A 19,198-nucleotide genomic window follows, 5' to 3' on the forward strand; every position below is an offset into this window, starting at 1 on the left:
CATCGCAGCCGGCGGCCGGGCCGTCGGGCGGCGCCTCCCACCGGGGGCGCGTCAGGCGGCGCGCTCCTGCGGGGCGCGTCAGGCGGCGCGCTCCTTCGGGGGCGCCGCCAGCGGCACCTGAGGGCCGTCGCACTCGCGCAGCCACCGTCTCAGCACCTGGTGCACCTGCTCCGCCCCGACGAGTTCGGCGCCGTCCCCGACCGGCGCGGACAGCGTGACCGGCGACAGCAGGAAGGGCCGCCCCTGGGCCCCGCCGAGTCCGCCGTGCGAGCCGATCTGCTCCTCGAAGGCCAGCACCTCGCCCTCCTCGGGGTCGTACCAGGAGTTGACCATGATGTCGGCGGTGTGCGGGAACGAGTGTGTGCGCCGTACGGCGTCGGCCGCGCCCGGCCCGAAGTCGGCGAGCGGACCGGGGTGTTCGTCGTCCAGCTCGTCCAACGGCACCTCCGCGCCGTTCGCGGCGAGGACCAGTGCGCCGTACTCCTCGCTGCGCACGAGCACGAAGCCGACGCCGGGGTGGTTGGCCAGCGTGGACAGCAGCGCGGGATGGCGGCGGTCCATCTCCTCCCGGCTCATCCGGTGCGGCACGTCCGGGAAGGAGACCAGGCCGAGATTTCCGGAGGCCAGCACGATGGGCTCGGAGCGGCGCCGGGCGGGCCGGTGCCGCTCGCCGCCCTCCTCGACGGGCCGGCGCAGCGCGGCCCGTACGGCGGCCCGCGCCTCGGCGCCGCTGTGGGTGCGCTGCGCCTTGCGCGGCACGGGCAGTCCGCAGCCGGCGCGCACCAGGTTGCCGAGACTGAGGCCGTAGCGGGTCAGGAAGGTCTCGCCGGGGCTCTGGCCGTGATCGGACAGCAGCACGATCCGGTACGGCCGAGGGGCGTGTTCGGCGACCTTCGCGATCAGCGCGAGCGAGCGGTCCAGCCGTTCCAGCACCTTCTCGGCGTCCCGGCCGCGCGGTCCGGAGTGGTGCGCCACCTCGTCGTAGGCGACCAGGTCCGCGTAGACGGCGTTGCGGCCGGCGAGCATGTCGCCGATCACCGCGGCGACGACGACGTCCCGCTCGACGACGGTCGCGAAGGCGCGGACGACGGGGTAGAGCCCGCCGCGCTTGACGCGTGGCCGCCGCTTCTTCGCCCGCGCCCGGGTGGACTGGCCGATCTCCCGGAAGACCTCGGCGACGAACGACATGGCGGTCCGTACGGCGTTGGCGGGGTCGGAGAAGTAGGCGAAGTACCCGGCCCGCGAGCGGTTCTCCCGGCCTCGGCGCGCGGCCACGGACAGGACGAGGGCGAGTTGGTCGGCGCCACCGCTGAACAGGTTGCCGCGGCTCGCGCCGTCGACGGTGAGCAGCCCTCCGTCGCCGGTGTGCTCCACGGCCCGGCGCTGGAGTTCGGCGGCGCTGGTGGGCCGGTTGCAGACCATGACCTCCTGGCTGTCCTTCTCGTACCACCGGAAGGCCGGGATGTCGTGGTTGCTGCCGTGCAGGATGCCGAGCTGGCTGGCGCCGGTCTGGCTGGACCAGTCGGTGCGCCAGGGCGTCAGCCGGTGGGTGGGGCGGTCGCCGCCGAGCCATCGCGCGACGGTCGGCATCAGACCCTTCCCGGCGGCCTGCACGAGGAGGTCGTGTCCGACTCCGTCGAGCTGGATGAAGACGGCGCCGGGAGTCGAGGGCCCGGCCCGCCCGTCGCCCCGGCGGCGGCGCCGGTCGGCGAGCCGGTACAGCCGGCGCCGGTACGCGTCGTCGTCCCGTACGGCCAGGGCACCGCCCGTGGCGGAGGCGACGGCGGACATCACGGCGGCGACGACCACCGCGGTCTCCGGGGCGACCTCACCCTGGCCGGAGGGGCTGATCCGCAGGGCGAGCAGCAGCAGCGACCCGTTGAGGAAGAACACGAGCAGGCCGAGCACGAGGGCGGGCACCAGCAGCAGGGCCCGCACCAGCAGCGGCCACACCAGCGACGACAGCAGACCGAAGACGCCCGCACCGGCCGCGGCGGTGACGGCGATCTGCGTGGCGCTGTCGCCGTCGTCCGACTGGAGCTGGAAGTCGGGCAGCAGACCGGCGAGGACGAGCATCGTCGCCGTGGACGCGGCCCAGACGGTGATGCTGCGCCACACTCCGCTGAGGAACCGCCGCCAACGTCCTCCACCCACGCCCAGTCCACCTCGCCTCGCGGCCCGCCCGGTCCGCGAGGCCTGCTCCCACCCTGTCACACCGGCGGCACCGGACCGCGGGCCGTTCGGCGCGCGGGACGCACGTCAGCGGCCGTCGTAGCCCGCCGTGGGCATCGACAGGCGGCGGTGGATCCGTGCCTTCATCTGAGCGTCGTACGAGGGTTCGGCGCAGCCGACGGTCTCCACACGCACCCCGCGGCGCACGCACTCGGCGGTGAACTCGTCGACGGAGACGAGCGCGCGCTCCAGGACTCGGCGGCTCGGTGCGACGAACAGGTCGACGAGACCCGCCTCGACGTCCTCCCACAGGGTGCGGTGATCGGTGCGCAGGCCGCCCACGAGCAGTTCCCGCGTGACCACGTAGCCCCGCTCGGCGGCCCAGCGGGCGCAGATCGCGTGCTGGCTGCGGGAGTCGACCAGGAACGGGTCCGCTTCGAGTTCCTCGAGAGGGATCAGGCTGGCGATCGCCGTGACCCGCAGCGCCCGTGCGCGGTCGTCGCGGTCGAGCGGGTGGTCCGGCGTGTGCGGGCCGCGGGCACCGCTCGGTCCGAGCGGACGGTCCGGCGCGTGCGGGCCGGGGCCGCCGTGCTCCAGCGGGAACCGGCCGGCGTGCGGGACCGAGGCACCGCGCGCGTCTCCCATGGCGTCCCCCTCACCTCCGGGTTTCGCCGCCGACCCTACTCCTGCCCGTAGGCTCGGGGGGAGTCGCGCGAAGGAGGCAAAGAAGTGCCGGTGGAGATCACCTGGTGGGGGCATGCCACCTGCACGCTGGAGGACTCCGGGACACGCGTGCTCACCGACCCGCTCTTCGCGCGCCGGCTCGCGCACCTGCGGCGCAGGCGCGGGGCGCCGCCCCCGCCCGAGGCCGCGGTCGCCGACGTGGCGCTCGTCTCCCATCTGCACGCCGACCATCTGCATCTGCCGTCGCTCGCGCTGCTCGCGCCCGGCACCCGGCTGCTCGTGCCCGAGGGCGCGCCGCGCGCGGTGCCCGGGCTGCGCCGGCTGCGTCATCTGCTGCTCACGGAGGTGGCGCCCGGCGACCGGATCCAGGTCGGTGACCTGGTCGTCCGGGCCGTCCCGGCACGGCACGACGGACGCAGGCTCCCGGTCGGACCGCACCGCTCCCCCGCCCTCGGATACGTGATCGAGGGTGAGGCACGCACGTACTTCGCCGGGGACACCGGCCTGTTCCCGTCGATGGCGGAGGAGGTCGGACCGGTCGACGTGGCGCTGCTGCCGGTGGGTGGCTGGGGACCGTACCTCGGTGAGGGCCACCTCGACGCGGGGCGGGCCGCGCAGGCGCTCGCCCGGTTGTCGCCGCGCAGCGCGGTGCCAGTGCACTACGGCACGTACTGGCCCATCGGGATGGATGCCGTGCGCCCCCATGAATTCCATGCGCCGGGCGAGGAGTTCGTGCGCCTCGCCGCCGAACACGCGCCCCTGGTCTCGGTGCACCGGCTCGGTCACGGCGAGAGCGTCCGGCCGGAGGTCGCACGGTGACGGCGGTGACGGTGACGGAGCTGTCCCGGGGCACGGTGCGCCGCCCGGGGCGCGGCGACGGCGCACGACCGGGGGCCGATCGGTGATATCCCTGTCCGCCGCGGCCACCGGCGTGTCGCCCGAGTCCACCCAGCAGGCCATCGGGTATCCGACGCTGTTCCTGCTCGTCCTGCTCGGCGCGCTCGTCCCGGTGGTGCCGACGGGAGCGCTGGTGAGTTCGGCGGCCGTGGTGGCCTTCCACCAGACGGCGCCGTTCGCGCTGCTGATGGTGTTCGCCGTCGGGTCGCTCGCGGCCTTCCTCGGGGACGTCGCGCTGTACTGGCTCGGCCAACGCGGCATGCGGTCCAAGAACGGCTCCCGGTGGCTGGCCACGCTGCGCGACCGCGCCCCCGAGGAACGTCTGGGCCAGGCGCAGGAGAAGCTGAACGACCACGGCATCGCCGTCCTCGTGCTGTCCCGTCTCGTCCCGGCGGGCCGCATCCCGGTGATGCTGGCCTGTCTGCTCGCGAAGATGCCGCTGCGCACCTTCGCCCGCGGCGACGTGCCCGCCTGCCTGGCCTGGGCGGTGACGTACCAGCTGATCGGCATACTCGGCGGTTCGCTGTTCAGCGAGCCGTGGGAGGGCGTGGTCGCGGCGGTCGCGGTGACGCTGGCGATCAGTGCCGCGCCGAGCCTGTGGCGCAGGGTGCGGAAGCCGGCCACGTAAGCCGGGGCCCGCTTCCGCGGGGTCCGCGAGCGCTTCCGCGAGGTCCGCGAGCGCTTCCGCGAGGTCCGCGAGCGCTTCCGCGGGGGCGGACCGGGCCCGGCGTCCGCGGGGCGCACGGGCCCCGGTGTCGCCGGGGCGCGCAGGAGGTCCGGCCTCCGCACGGGCGGTGGCCCGGTGGCTCAGTCGGGGACGCGGGAGGCCTCCAGCACGCGTGAGGCCCCGACCGGCAGGTCCCACAGGTCCTCCCGGGGCAGCCCTTCCTTCTCCCAGGCCGCCCGCACCCGCGTCAGCGGCTCCAGGACGGGCTCGGCGGACAGGACGAACGTGCCCCAGTGCATGGGCGCCATGCGGCGGGCGCCGAGATCCACCGCCGCGCGGACCGCCTCCTCGGGGTCGCAGTGCACGTCGCTGAGCCACCAGCGGGGGTCGTACGCCCCGATGGGCAGGAGGGCCAGGTCGATGCCCGGGTAGCGGTCGCCGATCCGGGAGAACCAGTGGCCGTAACCGGTGTCCCCGGCGAAGTACACGCGCAGGCCGTCGGGCGCGGTCAGGACCCAGCCGCCCCACAGCGTGCGGCAGGTGTCCGCGATGCTGCGCTTGGACCAGTGGTGCGCGGGGACGAAGTCGAAGCGGACTCCGCGCAGTTCGGCCGCCTCCCACCAGTCGAGCTCGGTGACCTGGCCGAACCGGCGGCGCCTGAACCAGCCGCCGAGCCCGGCCGGTACGAACACGGGGGTGTCGCGCGGGAGTCGGCGCAGGGTCGGCGCGTCCAGGTGGTCGTAGTGGTTGTGGCTGATCACGACCGCGTCGATCCGCGGCAGCGCGCTCCAGGCCACGCCGACCGGGGTGATCCGGGCCGGGGTGCCGAGGATCTTGCGCGACCACACCGGGTCGGTGAGGACGGTGAGCCCGCCGATCCGCACCACCCAGCTCGCGTGCCCCGCCCAGGAGACGGCGACCGTGCGGGCGTCGACGCGGGGCAGCGGCCCCGGCTCGAAGGGCAGTCGCGGAATGTCGGCCAACCCGGCGGCCCCGGGGCGCAGCGCCCCCTCGCGCGCGAACCGGGCGAGGGCCCTCAGCCCAGGCAGCGGCGCGGTCAGCCGGTCAGCGAAGGACCGTGGCCACAGCCGCTTCTCGCCCAGCGGGCGGGGCTCGGCGAGGGGGCTGGGGTCGGCGACAGGGCCGGGGGTGGCAGCAGGACGGGGATCGGCGGGGGGACGGGCGTCGACGAGGGGGCCGGCCTCGGCCGGCGCGGCGAGGGGAAGGGGTGAGGACCGGTGCCCGGCCGACGCCGGGCTCGCACAGGACGCCGGGTCGTCGGCGTCCTCGGTGGTCGTGCTCGTGGTCGACTCGGACTGCTGCGTCATCGAGGAGACTCCCATCGCTGAGCGTCGTCGCGGAGATCGTCGAAGGTCGACCCCAACAGGGTCAACGCCTGTTGCACATGCGGCAGTTCCAAAGGCGAGGGGGCGGTGAGGCATTCCGCCCGCTCCTCGTCCGTGGTGCCGAGCAGCGGCCCTGTGCCCAGGCGTACGCGCAGCGCGGCGAGGTCGTCGCCGAACCGGTGGCCGCCCGGCGCGGGCATCCCGAGCCGGGCGGTGAGGAAGTCCTCCAGGTCCTGGGCGTCGCCCACACCGTGCGCGCCGAGCGCGGTGCGGAACGGGCCGAGGTCCACGTAGAGGTGTCTGCCCGCCTGCGGGGGCCGGGCGAGCGCGCCCGCTCCGACCACGGCGCGGTGCGCGGCACGCGCCACGTCCGCGTGCAGGCGTACGGCGGCCGTGAGCCGCTCCGTGACCGCCTCCGGCTCGCCGAGCGCGTACGCGGCCGCCGCGGCGACCGGTTCCGCGACGCGCGCGCCGAGCACGGTGAGCACGTCGAGGACCTGCGAACGCAGCCGCGCCCCCGGCTCGTTGTCGGGGAACCGTGCGACGGCGGCCGGCCAGCCCTGCGGCAGGAACGGGCCCGCGAGGTCGGTGAGGACGGTGACCCGGTCGGGGAGCATCTCGGCCGGGCTGAGCAGCACGGTGTCGTGCGCCCGGTGCAGGGTGTCGCGCCACGTCTCGTCGCTGACGACGTGCAGCCCCTCGCCCGCCGCCGCCTCCACGGTCTCGTGCACCAGTTCGGGCGGTGCGACGGTGGCGGTGGGGTCGTCTGCCACCGAGAGGACGACCAGGCGCGGATCGCCGCCCTCCGTGCGGATCCGGCGGACGGTCTCCAGGAGCGCGTACGGGTCCGGGACGCCGCCGCACTCGGCGGGTGTCGCCACATGGAAGACGGACCGTCCCAGCAGGCGGGCCTGCGGCTCCCACCACGCGGCGCAGGGGCGGGGCACCAGGACGTCGCCGCCGAGCGCGCCGGTCAGGGCGAGGAGCAGCGCGGGAGCGCCTGGCGCGGCGGCCACCAGATCGGCCGTCGCGGGCAGTCCGCGGCGGTTCCAGTAGCCGCAGGCGGCCGCGAGGAGTTCGGGTCCGCCACCGCAGGGCTCGGCGTCGGCCGGGCCGGCGGCAGCGGCGAGCACCGAGCCGAGGGCGGGCAGCACGGGCAGGCCCTGGCCGGGCAGGGGCGGGCCGTAGCGGACCGGCCCGTGGCCTTCCGGATCCGTCCGCCGCATGAGTGCCTCCGCGCAGTCCGTGGTGCCGTGCCCTGTCCGGGTTCCCCTCGCGGCACGGCCCTCGGCCGTCTCCGTACCCACGGTGCCACCGCCCCATGGGCCCCCGGCCGGGCCGGGCCCCGCCGCGGTGTCAGCGCCCCCAGGTCCTGCGCCGGCGGCGCAGGCGGTGCACCGCCGCTCCCACGGCCCCCGCGATGAGCACGCTCCCGCAGATCAGGGCCGGGACGGAATCGGTGAAGGTGCCGCCCGAACCGGCGTCCACCCCGCGCTGGACGGCCGCGGCGCCGTACTCGTCGGTGGTGCCGTGTTCCCCGCCGCTGCCGTCCTCCCCGGTCTTCCCGTGGTCCTCGGTGCCGCCCTCGTCCTCGGCCGTCCCGTGTTCCCCGCCGGTGCCCCGGGCCACGGAGTAGGAGGCGCTCCAGGGCTTCGACCGGCCGCCGGCCGCGGCGGGGCAGGCACCGTCCACGCCCCACTGGGAGTCGGCGTCGGAGGTGCCGTCCCCGGTCGGGATGCGGGCCGTGCCGCGGTACGAGACGGCCGTGGCGCCACCGGGATCGGCCGCGCCGGCCGTGCCTCCGGGGTCCGTCGATCCGGACGTACTGCCCGGATCCGTCAGGCCGTTCGTACCGCCGGGATCCGTCAGACCTGACGTGCCTCCGGAATCAGTCAGGCCCGTCCCGGTACCCGGGTCCGTCAGACCGGCCGCACCGTCCGGGTCGGTGAGGCCCGCCGAACCGTCGGGGTCCGTCAGACCCGCCGAACCGTCGGGATCGGTCAGCCCCGCCGAACCGTCGGGATCCGTCAGACCCGCCGAACCATCGGGATCCGTCAGACCCACGGAACCATCGGGATTGGTCAGGCCTACGGAACCATCGGGATTGGTCAGACCCCTCACGCCTCCCGGATCCGTGAGACCCCCCGCGCCACCGGGGTCCGTCATACCGGGTGGCGTGCCCGGCGCCTGCGTCGGACCGGGCACGCCACCCGGATCCGTGGTGCCCGACGTCGTTCCCGCACCCGGCGCGCGCTGCGGACCTCCCGCTCCGGTCGCGCCCTCCTGGACACGGTGCAACTGGATCTTGCCCTCCTGGAACCCCTTCGAGGTGGCGTCGATGGACTCCGGCGCGGCACCGGTGAGCTCGTCGCAGGTCACGGAGACGGTCACGGTGCCGCCGGGCTCCACGGACCCCGGGCTGACCTTCGCGTCCGGATCCGCGGACGCGGCCGACGCGGAGGCACCCAGGGCGGCACCGGCCAGGGCGAGGGCGGACAGGGCACGGGCGGTGCGGCGCATGGATGGAGCTCCTTCGGCAGGGCGGTTTCCCGAGGAGCACGGCCGTCGCGCTCCTCGGGCCCATCACAGCCCGCCCCGCTGCGGGGCGCGCGCGGCCGGACACCATTCGCGGGAAAACGGGCGTCCGAGCGGGTGACACCGCACGGCCCGCCCGGCGTCCGCCGGCGCCGCGTGGGACAGCCGCCGGCCGGCGGCCACGGCCGCTCAGCCGGACAGGGAGAGCAGCTCCGGCTCCAGCCCGCGGCCACGTCTGTCCACGACCGCGCGGGCGACGTCGGCGAGTTTCCGGTTGGTGCCCTGCGAGATCCGGCGCAGCACCGCGAAGGCCCGGTCCGCGTCGCAGCCGAGGACGTGCATGACGATGCCGCAGGCCTGGTCGACTACGGGCCGGGAGCGCAGCGCCGTGCCCAACTGGTCCAGTTCGGTGAGGGCGGCACGGTAGGAGAGGTCGCGGACCAGGCAGCTCGCGGCAAGGTCGCCGAGCGCGCGGGCGGGGCCGTGCGGGGCGTCCCTCAGGGCGCCGGGACGGAAGCTGTAGAGGCTGAGGGTGACGGTCAGCCCGGACCGCCGGAAGGGGATGGTGACGCTGGAGCGGACGCCCGAGTCGAGGGCCATCGCCCGGTACTCCGGCCAGCGCTCCTCGACGAGCAGGTCGGCCGAGTCGACGGGTGCGCCGCGTTCCACGGCGGTCGGGATCGGTCCGTCGCCGGACCGCAGCTGCACCGAGACGAGCCCGGCGAGATCGGGGTGGGTCACCGCGGCGGGGCGCTCCGCGCCACCGCGGGACACCGTGCTGCTCGCGCCGCAGCAGTCGACGGTGCAGCGCGCGGCCTGCTCGGCGAGTTCCGACAGTCGGCGTCCGGGATGGGCCGAGTCGGGCGACTCCGCGCCCAGACCCCCGAGTTCACCCTTCTCCGGCGTGACCGGCATGATCGCCTCCTCCGCTCCTTCCACTCCTCCCCTTCTGCGGCTTCCCGCTCGCCTGCGCGGAAAACGTGGCCCTGCGGGTTCTCCCCGCGGCCCACCCGGAACGGCAGGTCCGGGTTACGTTCGTCGCATGGCGGAGACGGGCGAATTGGGTGAACAACTCGCGGATTTCGTGCGCCGCGTCGCGGAGTTGAAGGCGGCGCGGTCCGTTCCGGCAGGCGACCTGCCGACCGTGCTGGACGCGGCGCTCTTCGAACTCGACCATGTGGTGGACCGGTTGTGGCCGTGGTTCCAGCGGCTGTCCTCGGACGGCGTGACCTCCATGGCCTCGGTGGACCGTCAGGAGCAGCAGCTCCTCAAGGCGCTCTTCCAGCGGGTGCCGGTGCCCGTCGCGCTGGTGGACCGCGAGACGGTGGTGCGCAGACTGAACTTCGCCGCGACCGCGTTCACCGGTGTCCGCGCCGGTTACGCGACCGGCCGGCCGCTGACCGGGTTCCTGGCGCACGCCGACCGGGCCGCGTTCCGTTCGCAGGCGGCGGCGGTGGCGCGCGGCGAGGGCGACCGCAGTCTCACCGTGCACCTCCAGCAGGAGCCGTCGGTGCCGGTGCGGGCGACGCTCACCGCGCTGCGCCCCGGCGGGGAGCCCCGGACCGCCGTGCTCGTCGTGCTGCAGCCCGCGGACGACCTGGTGCCGTCGGGTCGGGGCGTGCCGGGCCCCGCGGTCCCGAGTCTGTCCGAGACCACCCGGCGGGCGGCGCTGATGGACCTGGTGGACGCCATGGCCACGGCGCTGCTGAGCCTGCCCGACGAGGGCACCGCACCGGCCCTCGAACGCGCGGCAGAAGTGCTGCACGGGCGGTTCGCGGACTGGGTGGTGGCCGACGCGGGCGCCGCGCGGCTGACCCGTACGGCGGTGCTGGGACCGGCGGAGTGCGCCGAGGAGGTGGCGGCCCTGGCCGGGCAGGATCCCGCCGCGTGCCCCCTCGTGGTCGAGGCGGCGCGCGGCGGTTCGACGGCGCTTCAGGTGCGGCCCGAGGACCCGGAGGCCTTCGGCCGTGACGCCTCCGGTGCGCCGGTCCTCGTACGCGCGAACGTGACGTCGTTGCTGTGCGTACCGCTGACCGGCGCGTCAGGGACCGTGCACGGGGTGCTGACGCTGTTCAGGAGCGGGACCGGGCCGGCGTTCTCGATGGCGGAGGCACAGGCGGTGGACATGATGTCACGTCACATAGCGCTGGCCATGGCGCGGTTGAACTGACCGGCGGCCCGCGGGCTAGGCCGCGTCACGCATGACCTGGTCGCGCAGCCGGTCGCAGCAGCGGCTGATCAGCCGGGAGACGTGCATCTGGGAGATGCCGAGTTCGTCGGCGATGCGGCTCTGGGTCATGTCGCCGAAGAACCGCATGTAGAGGATGGCGCGTTCACGTTCGGGCAGCGCCTGGATACGGGGCTTGACGGCCTCGCGGTCGACGACGGTGTCGAGCGCCGGGTCGGCCGAGCCGAGCGTGTCGCTGAGCGAGTAGCCGTCGTCGCTGCCGGGCAGTTCGGCGTCCAGGGAGAGCGCGGTGAAGCTCTCCAGGGCCTCCATGCCGGTCCGGACGTCGTCCTCGCTCATCCTGGCGTGCTCGGCGATCTCGGCGATGGTGGGCCTGCGCCCCGGCACGGTCTGCGCGAGGTCCTGGCAGGCGAAGCGCACCCGGTTGCGCAGGTCCTGGACCCGGCGCGGCACGTGCAGGGTCCACATGTGGTCCCGGAAGTGGCGCTTGATCTCGCCGGTGATGGTCGGCACGGCGTAGCTCTCGAAGGCGTTGCCCAGTTCGGGGTCGTAGCGGTCGACGGCCTTGACCAGGCCGAGAGCGGCGACCTGGCGCAGGTCCTCGTAGCTCTCGCCCCGGCTGCGGAAGCGGCCCGCGAGCCGTTCGGCCATGGGCAGCCATGCCTCGACGATCCTCTCGCGGAGCAGGTCGCGCTCCGGGCCCGGGGGGAGCCCGGCGAGTTCGCGGAAGGCCCCGACGGTGTCGGGGGCGTCGTCGTGCGGATGGTGCGTCGCGCTCGCTTTGGTTCGCATGATGCGTCGCAACTCCCTCGGGGGGTGCCTTGAGTTGGACAGTCACCGTGGGAGCGCGCCCGTGCGCCGGACGGGTACACCCGTGGCGCGGTTCGCCGCTCCCACGGACGTGCCTCCTGTCCGAAGCACTGGGGCTGCGTCTGCCCCGCCGCATGCGGGACAAACGCCGGGTCCCACAGGGGACTCGCTCCCGGCCGCACAGGGGACGAAGGTCCTGTCGCACGGGGCGCGGACTCCCCCGTCTGCCGCGAACACGGCCGAACAGTCCGCCGAACAGGCCGCTGACCAGGCCGATATACACGCGCGGCGACGGGCGTGCGTACGCACGTGTCGAGCGCGGGCCGACGGGTACGCGCCCACCACCCCCGAACCTCTGGAGGGACAGATGCAGCGAGGCAGTGACCGCTTGAGCGTCCACCGGGACGAGGAGATGAAGCACGAACTGCGGGACATGCTCAGGTCGGGACACCCGACCCGGACCGAGGAGTGGCACGATCCCGAGCCCTTCGCCGACGACGACCCGCCGATCACGGTCGGCCCCGTCGTGCCGAACCGGTCCCCCGGCTCCCTGGAGACGCTCCGGCTGGAGCTCGCGCGGTTCCTGGGCCGGACGTCGTTCCCGGCCGGTCCGCGCGAGCTGATCGGCGTACTGCGCGGCAAGAACGCACCCGACAGCCTCGTCGAGGCGCTGGAACTGCTGCCGCTCGACGAGCGCTACGGCACCGTCCACGAACTGGCCGAATCGGTCGTGGGAGCCGTCAGGGCGCGTTAGCGAGGGCATGGCCGCCGGGACCGGGGGTACTGCGGGTGGCATCGTCCATCACCCGGACACCCCCGGTCCGGGACGGCAGGAAGGCCGGCAGACATGGCAGTTTTCGTCAGGGACGTCATGACGCCGGGCGTCGTCGCGGTCCGCCCGGACGCCTCACTGGTGGAGGCGGCCCAGCTGATGCGCGCCCAGGACGTCGGTGACGTCCTGGTGGCCGATCACGCGCTCGTCGGGATCCTGACCGACCGCGACATCACCCTGCGCGCCGTGGCCGACGGCGCCGATCCGCTCACGGTGAGCGCGCGGGCCGTGTGCACACCGCATCCGGTCGTGGTCGGCCCGGACGACGCCCTGGTGACCGCGGTGCAGCTGATGCGCGACCACGAGGTGCGGCGGCTGCCGGTGGTCGACGACGGGCGTCCGGTGGGCATGGTCGCCCTCGGCGACCTCGCGGCGGTGCTCGACCAGGACGTCTAGACCGCGAAGGCCGTCCCGGGGCGGTCCGCGCCCGTGGGCGAAGGCCGCCCCGGGAGCCTCGGGAGGCTCAGGGCCGGCGCCCCAGCAGGCACAGCAACTTCGTCTGTTCGTCGGCCTCGGGCGGCGGCTGCACCGGCTCGGCGAACAGTCCGCTCTCCGCCAACCTGGCGACGTACGGGGCCACTTCACGCATCGTGAGGGCGACGAGGTCGGCGGGGAGCTGCTCGTCCACGCCGATCGCGCGGGACAGGTCCCAGGCGTGCACGACGAGGTCGGCGGTCATCTGCGCGCAGTAGGCGTCGGCGCCGGTGTCGCCGTACGAGAGGTGGACCGTGCGGTCGAGGGCACGCGGCGCGCCGAACGCCTCACGGGCGGCGTGCGCCGCCGTCTCCCAGGACGCCGCGGGGTCGGAACCGAGCATGTCACCGTCGAAGGTGTCGCCGATGGCCTCCACGGTGGCGCCGTACCGCACCAGCGCGGGCACCCACAGCTGCTCGGAGACGAGATGGTTGACCAGGTCGCGCACCGTCCACTCCGTGCACGGCGTGCCCGCCTCCCACTGGTCCGCGCGGACCTGGCGGACCCGGTCGCCGAACAGGTCCAGGGCCTGCGCGTGCCGTGTCAGCAGGGGATCCGGGCCCGGGGTGGCGAGCGGTCCGGTCCTGTGTTCCGTCGTGGGAGTCATGCGGCTCAGGCCCCTCCGGGCGTCCGCTCGCGGGCGCCGTCGCGTGTGCGGCCCGCGACGACCCGGCGCCGCGGATGGCGGCGCAGGTACTCGCCCTCCAGCTGCGCCATGCGTTCGTTGTGGACGCGCAGGGCGTCGTTCGAGCCGTGCAGGAGCGTGTCATGGCGCGTGCGATGGATCGTCTCCAGCTCCTTCATCAGCTGCTGGTCGTCCAGACGGCCCGGGTCGACTCCGGTCATGGTGGTACCCCGCTCGTCGTGTCCTACGGTGCGGTCCGGGTACCGGCCCGGCGAGCATGGTCCGAGCGGCATCCGGGAGGGGCCATGGAGCTCGCCTCCCTCCCTCCACCTTACGAAGATCCGCGGCCCTCGGCCTCCGTGTGTGCCGCAGGAGGGGCGCGCCGGAGGGCGGGACGAGCCCGGTCGAAAGGACCGGGCCGGGCCCCGCACGGCCCGGGATCAGCGGCTCACCTGGCACGCTCCACGCGGCGCTCGTCCCACACCGGCTCCTGCGTCTCCCGCACCCGCCCGTCGGACCCGAAGACCAGATAGCGGTCGAAGGAGCGCGAGAACCAGCGGTCGTGGGTGACCGCGAGGACCGTGCCCTCGTACGCCTCCAGCCCCTCCTGGAGGGCCTCCGCGGACTCCAGGTCGAGGTTGTCGGTCGGCTCGTCGAGCAGCAGGGCGGTGGAACCCTCCAGTTCCAGGAGCAGGATCTGGAAGCGGGCCTGCTGGCCGCCGGAGAGTCTCTCGAAGCGCTGCTCGGCCTGCGCGGTCAGCTCGTAGCGGCGCAGCCGGGACATCGCGGCGCCGCGGTCCTGGGAGTGCTCGGTCCACAGGATGTCGAGCAGCGTGCGGCCCTCCAGCTCCGGGTGGGCGTGCGTCTGCGCGAAGTGACCGGGCACCACACGGGCGCCGAGCTTCCACTCGCCGGTGTGGGCGACGGTGTCGCCGGCGAGCAGGCGCAGGAAGTGCGACTTGCCGGAGCCGTTCGAGCCGAGGACGGCCACCCGTTCGCCGTAGAAGACCTCCAGGTCGAAGGGGTGCATGAGTCCGGTGAGCTCCAGGCCCTTGCAGGTGACGGCCCGCACGCCGGTGCGTCCGCCGTGCAGCCGCATCCGGATGTCCTGTTCGCGCGGCGGCTCCGGAGGCGGTCCGGCCTCCTCGAACTTCCGCAGCCGGGTCTGCGCGGCCTGGTAGCGGGACGCCAGCTCATGGCTGATGGACGCGGCCTGACGCAGGTTCAGTACGAGCTTCTTGAGCTGGGCGTGCTTCTCGTCCCAGCGGCGGCGCAGCTCCTCGAAGCGCGCGAACCGCTCCCGGCGCGCGTCGTGGTACGTCTCGAAGCCGCCGCCGTGCACCCAGGCGTCGGCTCCCGTGGGGCTGGGCTCCACACTCACGATCTTCTCGGCCGCGCGGGCCAGCAGTTCCCGGTCGTGCGACACGAAGAGGACGGTCTTGCGGGTCTCCTTGAGGCGTTCCTCCAGCCAGCGCTTGCCGGGGACGTCGAGGTAGTTGTCCGGCTCGTCGAGCAGGAGCACCTCGTCGGTGCCGCGCAGCAGGGCCTCCAGCACCAGGCGCTTCTGCTCGCCGCCGGACAGGGTCCGCACCAGACGCCACTGCGCCTTCTCGTACGGCACGCCGAGCGCCGCGGTGGTGCACATGTCCCAGAGGGTCTCCGACTCGTATCCGCGCACCTCGGCCCAGTCGGCGAGCGCCTGCGCGTAGCGGAGCTGGGCGGCCTCGTCGTCGACGGTCATGATCGCGTGCTCGGCGGCGTCGACGGCCCCGGCCGCCTCGCGGATCCGTGGCGGTGCCACCGACACCAGCAGGTCGCGTACGGTCGTCTCGTCCCGCACGGAGCCGACGAACTGGCGCATCACGCCCAGTCCGCCCCCGACGGTGACGGTCCCCCCGTGCGGTTTGAGCTCTCCCGAGATCAGCCGCAGCAGGGTCGTCTTGCCGGCCCCGTTGGGCCCGACCAGGGCGACGACGGCCCCTTCTCCCACCCGGAACGACACGTCGCCGAGCAGCGCCCTCCCGTCGGGCAGGTAGTACTCAAGGTGCGCGGCTTCGAGGTGTCCCATGAGGAGGCATTCTCGGTGGACCCGGTGCCGCGGGGCAAACGTGTATTCGGCGCGACGCCGGACGTCGCGGGAGGTCGGGGCGTCGCAGGGTGTCCGGGTGCGCCGGAGGACGCGCGAAAGGCCCGGGCGCGCGGGGCGTGCGCGGACGTCGCGAAAGGCCCGGGCGCGCGGGGCGTGCGAGGACGTCGGAAGACGTCACGGAAGGCCGGGCGAGAAATCGCCGGTCCGGGGTATGCGCAGTGCCATGACCCTGACCCCAGACGTCGACCTCACGCTCCGCCCCCCGGGCCGCCACGTCCTGCGGGACCGCCTGCTCTCCGCGGACTCCGGCCTCTTCGAAGCGGTCGCGGCGCGGCACTGGCCGGGCGGCGACCGCGTGCTGCCCCGTCTGAGCCGCAGTGCGAACCACGGCGTGCTGTGGTTCGCCACGGCCGCGGCGATCGCCGCGAGCCGCACCCCGAGGGCCCGCCGGGCCGCCGTCCGGGGCCTGGCCTCGCTCACCCTCGCCTCCGCGGCCATCAACACGATCGGGAAGCGGTCGGTACGCCGCTCCCGTCCCGCCCTGGACCCCGTCCCGCTGGTACGGCAGCTGAAGCGCCAGCCGATCACCACGTCGTTCCCGTCGGGGCACGCGGCGTCGGCCGCGGCCTTCGCGACGGGCGTCGCCCTGGAGTCCCGGGGGTGGGGCGCGGCCGTGGCCCCGGTGGCCACGGCGGTCGCACTGTCCCGCGTCTACACGGGCGTCCACTTCCCGAGCGACGTACTGGTGGGCGCGGCGCTGGGCGTGGGCGCCGCGTACGCCGTACGCGCCCTCGTCCCGACCCGTGACCGGGGACGCCCGGCCGGGCGTCCCCGCGTGGACGCGCCCGCGCTGCCCGAGGGCGAGGGCCTGGTCATGGTGGCGAACGCGGGTGCGGGCACTCCGGAACGGGTCCGGGCCCTGGCCGACGTGCTGCCGCGGGCGGAGGTCGTCGAGTGCGAACCGGCCGACGTCGGGGCCGAACTGGAGAAGGCGGCGGCGCGCGCCCGGGTCCTCGGCGTGTGCGGCGGTGACGGCACCGTGAACGCCGCGGCGGAGGTGGCGCTGCGCCACGGCCTGCCGCTCGCCGTCCTGCCGGGCGGCACCCTCAACCACTTCGCGCTCGACCTCGGCGTGGAGGGCGAGCGCGATCTGAGCCGTGCCCTCCAGCGGGGCGAGGCGGTGCGGGTGGACGTGGGCCGCTTCTCGGCGGGCCGCAAGGGGGGCATCTTCCTCAACACGTTCAGCCTGGGCGTCTACCCGGAACTGGTGCGGGAGCGTGAGCGCTGGTCGCCGCGGATCGGCGGCTGGCCCGCGGGACTGCTCGGCGCGGTACGCGTCCTGCGCGCGGACCGCCACCCGCTGCACGCCGAACTCGGCGGCCGCAAGCACCCGTTGTGGCTGCTGTTCGCGGGCAACGGCACGTATCACCGAATGGGCCTCGCGCCGGCCCGGCGCTTCGACCTGGCGGACGGCAAGCTGGACGTGCGGGTCGTGCACGGCGGACGTCACCCGGCGATACGACTGCTCGCCGCGGCCTTCGCGGGACCGCTCACCCGCTCCCCCGCGCACGCCGCCGTCCGGGTCCGGAACCTGCGCATCGACGGCATCGCCCCCGGCACACTCCTCGCCCACGACGGCGAAGTCACCGAGGTGGACGGCCCGGTGACCTTGCGGAAGACGCCCGAGGCCCTGACCGTCTACTGCCCGCTCCCCTTCGACGGTCAGGACACCGGCCACACCGCGTGAACCCAGCCGTCCACATAGCAAGATGCTGGTCTCATCATTCGACATGAGCGCGTACGGTGATGGCATCGCCTCGCGGGGTGCGTACGTGACCCCGCGAGGTCCCGTACGACGCGAAGGGGAACGGTCATGTCGAAGTCGCAGGAGACCGCCGTCTACACGCACGGCCACCACGAGTCGGTGCTGCGTTCGCACACCTGGCGCACCGCCGCCAACTCGGCGGCCTACCTGCTCGGTTCGCTGAAGCCCCACATGAAGATCCTGGACATCGGCTGCGGTCCTGGCACCATCACCGCCGACCTGGCCGCTCTGGTCCCCGACGGGCACGTCACCGGCGTGGACCACGCGCCGGGCATCCTGGACCAGGCCCGCGCCCTGGCCGCCGAACGCGGTCTGGACAACGTCGAGTTCGCGGTCGCCGACGTGCACGCGCTGGAGTACCCGGACGACACCTTCTGCGTGGTCCACGCCCACCAGGTGCTGCAGCACGTCGGCGATCCGGTCCAGGCGCTGCGCGAGATGTACCGGGTCACCAAGCCGGGCGGCTTCATCGCGGTCCGCGACTCGGACTACTCGGCCATGACCTGGTACCCGCTGTCGCAGGGCATGGACGACTGGCTGGCCCTGTACTTGCGGGTGGCCCGCGCCAACGGCGGCGAGCCGGACGCCGGACGCCGTCTCAAGTCGTGGGCGCTGACCGCCGGCATCCGGGACGTCACGGCCTCGTCGAGCACCTGGACCTTCGCCACCGAGGACGAGCGGTCGTGGTGGAGCGGGCTGTGGGCCGACCGCACGGTGGCCTCGGCGTACGCGGAGCGGGCCACACAGGCCGGTCACGCGACGGCGGAACAGCTGCGGGCGGTGGCGGACGCCTGGCGGGAGTGGGGGCGCGAGGAGGACGGCTGGTTCTCGGTCCTGCACGGAGAAATTCTCTGCCGCAAGGAGGCCTGATTCTCCGGTTCCGGGACACTCGGACGTGCAGGAGGTCAACACTATGGTTCCCATCTTGCTGGTACTGCTTCTGGTCCTGATTCTCTTCGGTGCCGGTTTCGCGGTGAAACTTCTCTGGTGGATAGCGCTGGCGGTGCTCGTCCTGTGGCTGCTCGGATTCCTGGTGCGCGGCACGAATGCCGGTGGCGGCAGGGGCCGGTGGTACAGGTGGTAGCCATCCCGGTCTGATTCCGGGAGTTGTTGGGAGTTCCGGGAGAGAGACAAAAGCGGCCCGCGGACCGGTCATCCGGTCCGCGGGCCGCTCGTCTCATACCCCGTGCAGGTCGGACGTGATGGACGTCGTGTCGCAGCGCAGGTCAGACGTGATGGACGGTGGTGTCGCACGCAGGCCATGCCAATTCGCCCGCGAACGTGGATTCCCCGGTGAAGGCGTAGGCAGCCCACGGTCCGGTGAATTCCACCCGCAAACCTGACTCCTCATGCTGTGCCCGACGCACACGCTCCACGAATTCCTCCGATTTCATTCGAGGAACCAGATAGGCGGCGTCGAGCACATTCGTGCCGGACTTCCCGGAGAGCTCCACATTGCGTGGCGGGTGCAAACACGCGCCCTCGGCGCGGCGCGACAGGTCGTCATGCAATTGCCGGGCGTATTCCTCGGCATTCGCCGGAACCCGGCCTTCCGCCGTCGCGCCGGAAAACCCCGCGAGGTCGGGTCCGGCGCCTTCGAATGCGGCGGGCCCGCCGGTCTCGGCGTAGATCCGCACCCGCCATTCCACCCGCCCGTCGATCCGGTCGAGGGCGCGCACGAACCGGTCGTGCCCTTCCTGCATCATCAGGCGCACGGCGGCGTCGTCGCGGAGCACCGTGGCGAGCCGCACGGGCAGCGGGCTGGTGACGGTGGTGAGCGCGTCGACGACGCACTCGTGGGCCAGGGCGGTCTCGCCCACCCATTCCGGATCCCGCAGACGACCGCGCAGCGGCTCCACGGCGAAGTCCTTCTCCGGGACCGTGCCGACCACGGCGACCAGGTCCTCGTGCAGGACCTGGCGGGCCGGGGCTCCCGCGACACCGGTCAGCTCGGCCGACAGGGCCGCGGGGAACGGCCGGCAGATCGCGTAGACGTACCGCAGACCAGTCATGCGCTCTCCTCCTTCGGGCCCGGTCGGCGCGGCTTCGGCATT

19 protein-coding genes are annotated in these 19,198 nt (G+C 74.0%); 8 read left to right on the forward strand and 11 right to left on the reverse strand.

The features are described 5' to 3' along the window. Nucleotides 1–78 precede the first annotated feature (78 nt). Both ABEB03_RS17240 and ABEB03_RS17245 read right to left on the reverse strand, forming a co-directional pair. A complete protein-coding gene (locus ABEB03_RS17240) occupies nucleotides 79–2,154 on the reverse strand; it encodes a phage holin family protein (RefSeq protein ID WP_345649110.1) in 2,076 nt (691 codons plus the stop codon). Between the two features lie 105 nt (nucleotides 2,155–2,259). After that, the gene (locus tag ABEB03_RS17245) at nucleotides 2,260–2,655 is read right to left on the reverse strand and encodes a hypothetical protein (RefSeq protein ID WP_028801830.1); all 396 of its coding nucleotides are present in this window, start codon (nucleotides 2,653–2,655) and stop codon (nucleotides 2,260–2,262) included. A 246-nt stretch (nucleotides 2,656–2,901) separates the two neighbouring features. Between ABEB03_RS17245 and ABEB03_RS17250 the strand changes: the two genes are divergently transcribed. Together ABEB03_RS17250 and ABEB03_RS17255 are read left to right on the forward strand one after the other, a co-directional pair. Then, complete coding sequence (locus ABEB03_RS17250) at nucleotides 2,902–3,675, forward strand: MBL fold metallo-hydrolase (protein WP_345649113.1); 774 nt, start codon at nucleotides 2,902–2,904, stop codon at nucleotides 3,673–3,675. Nucleotides 3,676–3,757: 82 nt separating this feature from the next. Beyond that, on the forward strand, nucleotides 3,758–4,381 hold the full coding sequence (locus ABEB03_RS17255) for a DedA family protein (RefSeq protein ID WP_345649116.1): 624 nt from the start codon (nucleotides 3,758–3,760) through the stop codon (nucleotides 4,379–4,381). 179 nt (nucleotides 4,382–4,560) lie between these two features. Here the strand turns inward: ABEB03_RS17255 and ABEB03_RS17260 are convergent, their stop codons facing one another. The 4 genes from ABEB03_RS17260 to ABEB03_RS17275 form a co-directional block, all read right to left on the reverse strand. Continuing rightward, nucleotides 4,561–5,748, reverse strand: coding sequence for an MBL fold metallo-hydrolase (locus tag ABEB03_RS17260; RefSeq protein ID WP_345649119.1), 1,188 nt, complete (start codon nucleotides 5,746–5,748; stop codon nucleotides 4,561–4,563). After that, nucleotides 5,745–6,992, reverse strand: a complete 1,248-nt coding sequence (locus tag ABEB03_RS17265; RefSeq protein ID WP_345649124.1) for an aminotransferase class I/II-fold pyridoxal phosphate-dependent enzyme — start codon at nucleotides 6,990–6,992, stop codon at nucleotides 5,745–5,747. The genes ABEB03_RS17260 and ABEB03_RS17265 overlap by 4 nt, the downstream gene beginning before the upstream one ends. Before the next feature lie 130 nt (nucleotides 6,993–7,122). After that, nucleotides 7,123–8,286, reverse strand: coding sequence for a hypothetical protein (locus ABEB03_RS17270; protein WP_345649128.1), 1,164 nt, complete (start codon nucleotides 8,284–8,286; stop codon nucleotides 7,123–7,125). 204 nt (nucleotides 8,287–8,490) lie between these two features. After that, complete coding sequence (locus ABEB03_RS17275; protein ID WP_345649131.1) at nucleotides 8,491–9,216, reverse strand: ANTAR domain-containing response regulator; 726 nt, start codon at nucleotides 9,214–9,216, stop codon at nucleotides 8,491–8,493. 127 nt (nucleotides 9,217–9,343) lie between these two features. On the opposite strand from ABEB03_RS17275, the gene ABEB03_RS17280 reads away from it, so the two are divergent. Continuing rightward, a complete protein-coding gene (locus tag ABEB03_RS17280; RefSeq protein ID WP_345649134.1) occupies nucleotides 9,344–10,471 on the forward strand; it encodes a PAS domain-containing protein in 1,128 nt (375 codons plus the stop codon). 15 nt (nucleotides 10,472–10,486) lie between these two features. Here the strand turns inward: ABEB03_RS17280 and ABEB03_RS17285 are convergent, their stop codons facing one another. Beyond that, nucleotides 10,487–11,281, reverse strand: a complete 795-nt coding sequence (locus tag ABEB03_RS17285; RefSeq protein WP_345649137.1) for an RNA polymerase sigma factor SigF — start codon at nucleotides 11,279–11,281, stop codon at nucleotides 10,487–10,489. A gap of 385 nt (nucleotides 11,282–11,666) precedes the next feature. Between ABEB03_RS17285 and ABEB03_RS17290 the strand changes: the two genes are divergently transcribed. After that, entirely contained in the window at nucleotides 11,667–12,053 is a 387-nt protein-coding gene (locus ABEB03_RS17290) for a DUF2795 domain-containing protein (protein WP_345649140.1), read from the forward strand. Between the two features lie 93 nt (nucleotides 12,054–12,146). Next, nucleotides 12,147–12,527 carry a CBS domain-containing protein gene (locus tag ABEB03_RS17295; protein WP_345649143.1) on the forward strand — a complete coding sequence of 127 codons (381 nt, stop codon included), beginning with the start codon at nucleotides 12,147–12,149 and terminating at the stop codon, nucleotides 12,525–12,527. Nucleotides 12,528–12,594: 67 nt separating this feature from the next. Here the strand turns inward: ABEB03_RS17295 and ABEB03_RS17300 are convergent, their stop codons facing one another. From ABEB03_RS17300 to ABEB03_RS17310, 3 genes are all read right to left on the reverse strand, one after another. Next, nucleotides 12,595–13,212, reverse strand: coding sequence for a TIGR03086 family metal-binding protein (locus ABEB03_RS17300; RefSeq protein WP_345649146.1), 618 nt, complete (start codon nucleotides 13,210–13,212; stop codon nucleotides 12,595–12,597). Nucleotides 13,213–13,217: 5 nt separating this feature from the next. Next, complete coding sequence (locus ABEB03_RS17305; protein ID WP_095937605.1) at nucleotides 13,218–13,523, reverse strand: DUF6158 family protein; 306 nt, start codon at nucleotides 13,521–13,523, stop codon at nucleotides 13,218–13,220. Between the two features lie 155 nt (nucleotides 13,524–13,678). Further along, entirely contained in the window at nucleotides 13,679–15,298 is a 1,620-nt protein-coding gene (locus ABEB03_RS17310; protein ID WP_345649150.1) for an ATP-binding cassette domain-containing protein, read from the reverse strand. A gap of 250 nt (nucleotides 15,299–15,548) precedes the next feature. Here ABEB03_RS17310 and ABEB03_RS17315 point away from each other — a divergent pair, with 250 nt between their 5' ends. From ABEB03_RS17315 to ABEB03_RS17325, 3 genes are all read left to right on the forward strand, one after another. Further along, entirely contained in the window at nucleotides 15,549–17,066 is a 1,518-nt protein-coding gene (locus tag ABEB03_RS17315) for a bifunctional phosphatase PAP2/diacylglycerol kinase family protein (RefSeq protein WP_345649542.1), read from the forward strand. A 126-nt stretch (nucleotides 17,067–17,192) separates the two neighbouring features. Next, a complete protein-coding gene (locus ABEB03_RS17320; protein WP_345649153.1) occupies nucleotides 17,193–18,014 on the forward strand; it encodes a class I SAM-dependent methyltransferase in 822 nt (273 codons plus the stop codon). 43 nt (nucleotides 18,015–18,057) lie between these two features. Beyond that, nucleotides 18,058–18,228, forward strand: a complete 171-nt coding sequence (locus ABEB03_RS17325) for a hydrophobic protein (RefSeq protein ID WP_345649158.1) — start codon at nucleotides 18,058–18,060, stop codon at nucleotides 18,226–18,228. Nucleotides 18,229–18,370: 142 nt separating this feature from the next. Here the strand turns inward: ABEB03_RS17325 and ABEB03_RS17330 are convergent, their stop codons facing one another. After that, entirely contained in the window at nucleotides 18,371–19,156 is a 786-nt protein-coding gene (locus ABEB03_RS17330) for a GvpL/GvpF family gas vesicle protein (RefSeq protein ID WP_345649161.1), read from the reverse strand. Nucleotides 19,157–19,198 lie beyond the last annotated feature (42 nt).

The sequence above is a fragment of the Streptomyces siamensis genome, assembly GCF_039543605.1.
GTDB lineage: Bacteria > Actinomycetota > Actinomycetes > Streptomycetales > Streptomycetaceae > Streptomyces > Streptomyces siamensis.

What these genes read in the sequence shown, in the direction of transcription:
- ABEB03_RS17325 (WP_345649158.1), top strand. Translation starts at nt 18,058, where the DNA reads ATGGTTCCCATCTTGCTGGTACTGCTTCTGGTCCTGATTCTCTTCGGT.
- ABEB03_RS17280 (WP_345649134.1), top strand. Translation starts at nt 9,344, where the DNA reads ATGGCGGAGACGGGCGAATTGGGTGAACAACTCGCGGATTTCGTGCGC.
- ABEB03_RS17300 (WP_345649146.1), bottom strand. Translation starts at nt 13,212, where the DNA reads ATGACTCCCACGACGGAACACAGGACCGGACCGCTCGCCACCCCGGGC.
- ABEB03_RS17285 (WP_345649137.1), bottom strand. Translation starts at nt 11,281, where the DNA reads ATGCGAACCAAAGCGAGCGCGACGCACCATCCGCACGACGACGCCCCC.
- ABEB03_RS17290 (WP_345649140.1), top strand. Translation starts at nt 11,667, where the DNA reads ATGCAGCGAGGCAGTGACCGCTTGAGCGTCCACCGGGACGAGGAGATG.
- ABEB03_RS17275 (WP_345649131.1), bottom strand. Translation starts at nt 9,216, where the DNA reads ATGCCGGTCACGCCGGAGAAGGGTGAACTCGGGGGTCTGGGCGCGGAG.
- ABEB03_RS17330 (WP_345649161.1), bottom strand. Translation starts at nt 19,156, where the DNA reads ATGACTGGTCTGCGGTACGTCTACGCGATCTGCCGGCCGTTCCCCGCG.
- ABEB03_RS17305 (WP_095937605.1), bottom strand. Translation starts at nt 13,523, where the DNA reads ATGCCGCTCGGACCATGCTCGCCGGGCCGGTACCCGGACCGCACCGTA.
- ABEB03_RS17295 (WP_345649143.1), top strand. Translation starts at nt 12,147, where the DNA reads ATGGCAGTTTTCGTCAGGGACGTCATGACGCCGGGCGTCGTCGCGGTC.
- ABEB03_RS17270 (WP_345649128.1), bottom strand. Translation starts at nt 8,286, where the DNA reads ATGCGCCGCACCGCCCGTGCCCTGTCCGCCCTCGCCCTGGCCGGTGCC.
- ABEB03_RS17310 (WP_345649150.1), bottom strand. Translation starts at nt 15,298, where the DNA reads ATGGGACACCTCGAAGCCGCGCACCTTGAGTACTACCTGCCCGACGGG.
- ABEB03_RS17260 (WP_345649119.1), bottom strand. Translation starts at nt 5,748, where the DNA reads ATGACGCAGCAGTCCGAGTCGACCACGAGCACGACCACCGAGGACGCC.
- ABEB03_RS17265 (WP_345649124.1), bottom strand. Translation starts at nt 6,992, where the DNA reads ATGCGGCGGACGGATCCGGAAGGCCACGGGCCGGTCCGCTACGGCCCG.
- ABEB03_RS17320 (WP_345649153.1), top strand. Translation starts at nt 17,193, where the DNA reads ATGTCGAAGTCGCAGGAGACCGCCGTCTACACGCACGGCCACCACGAG.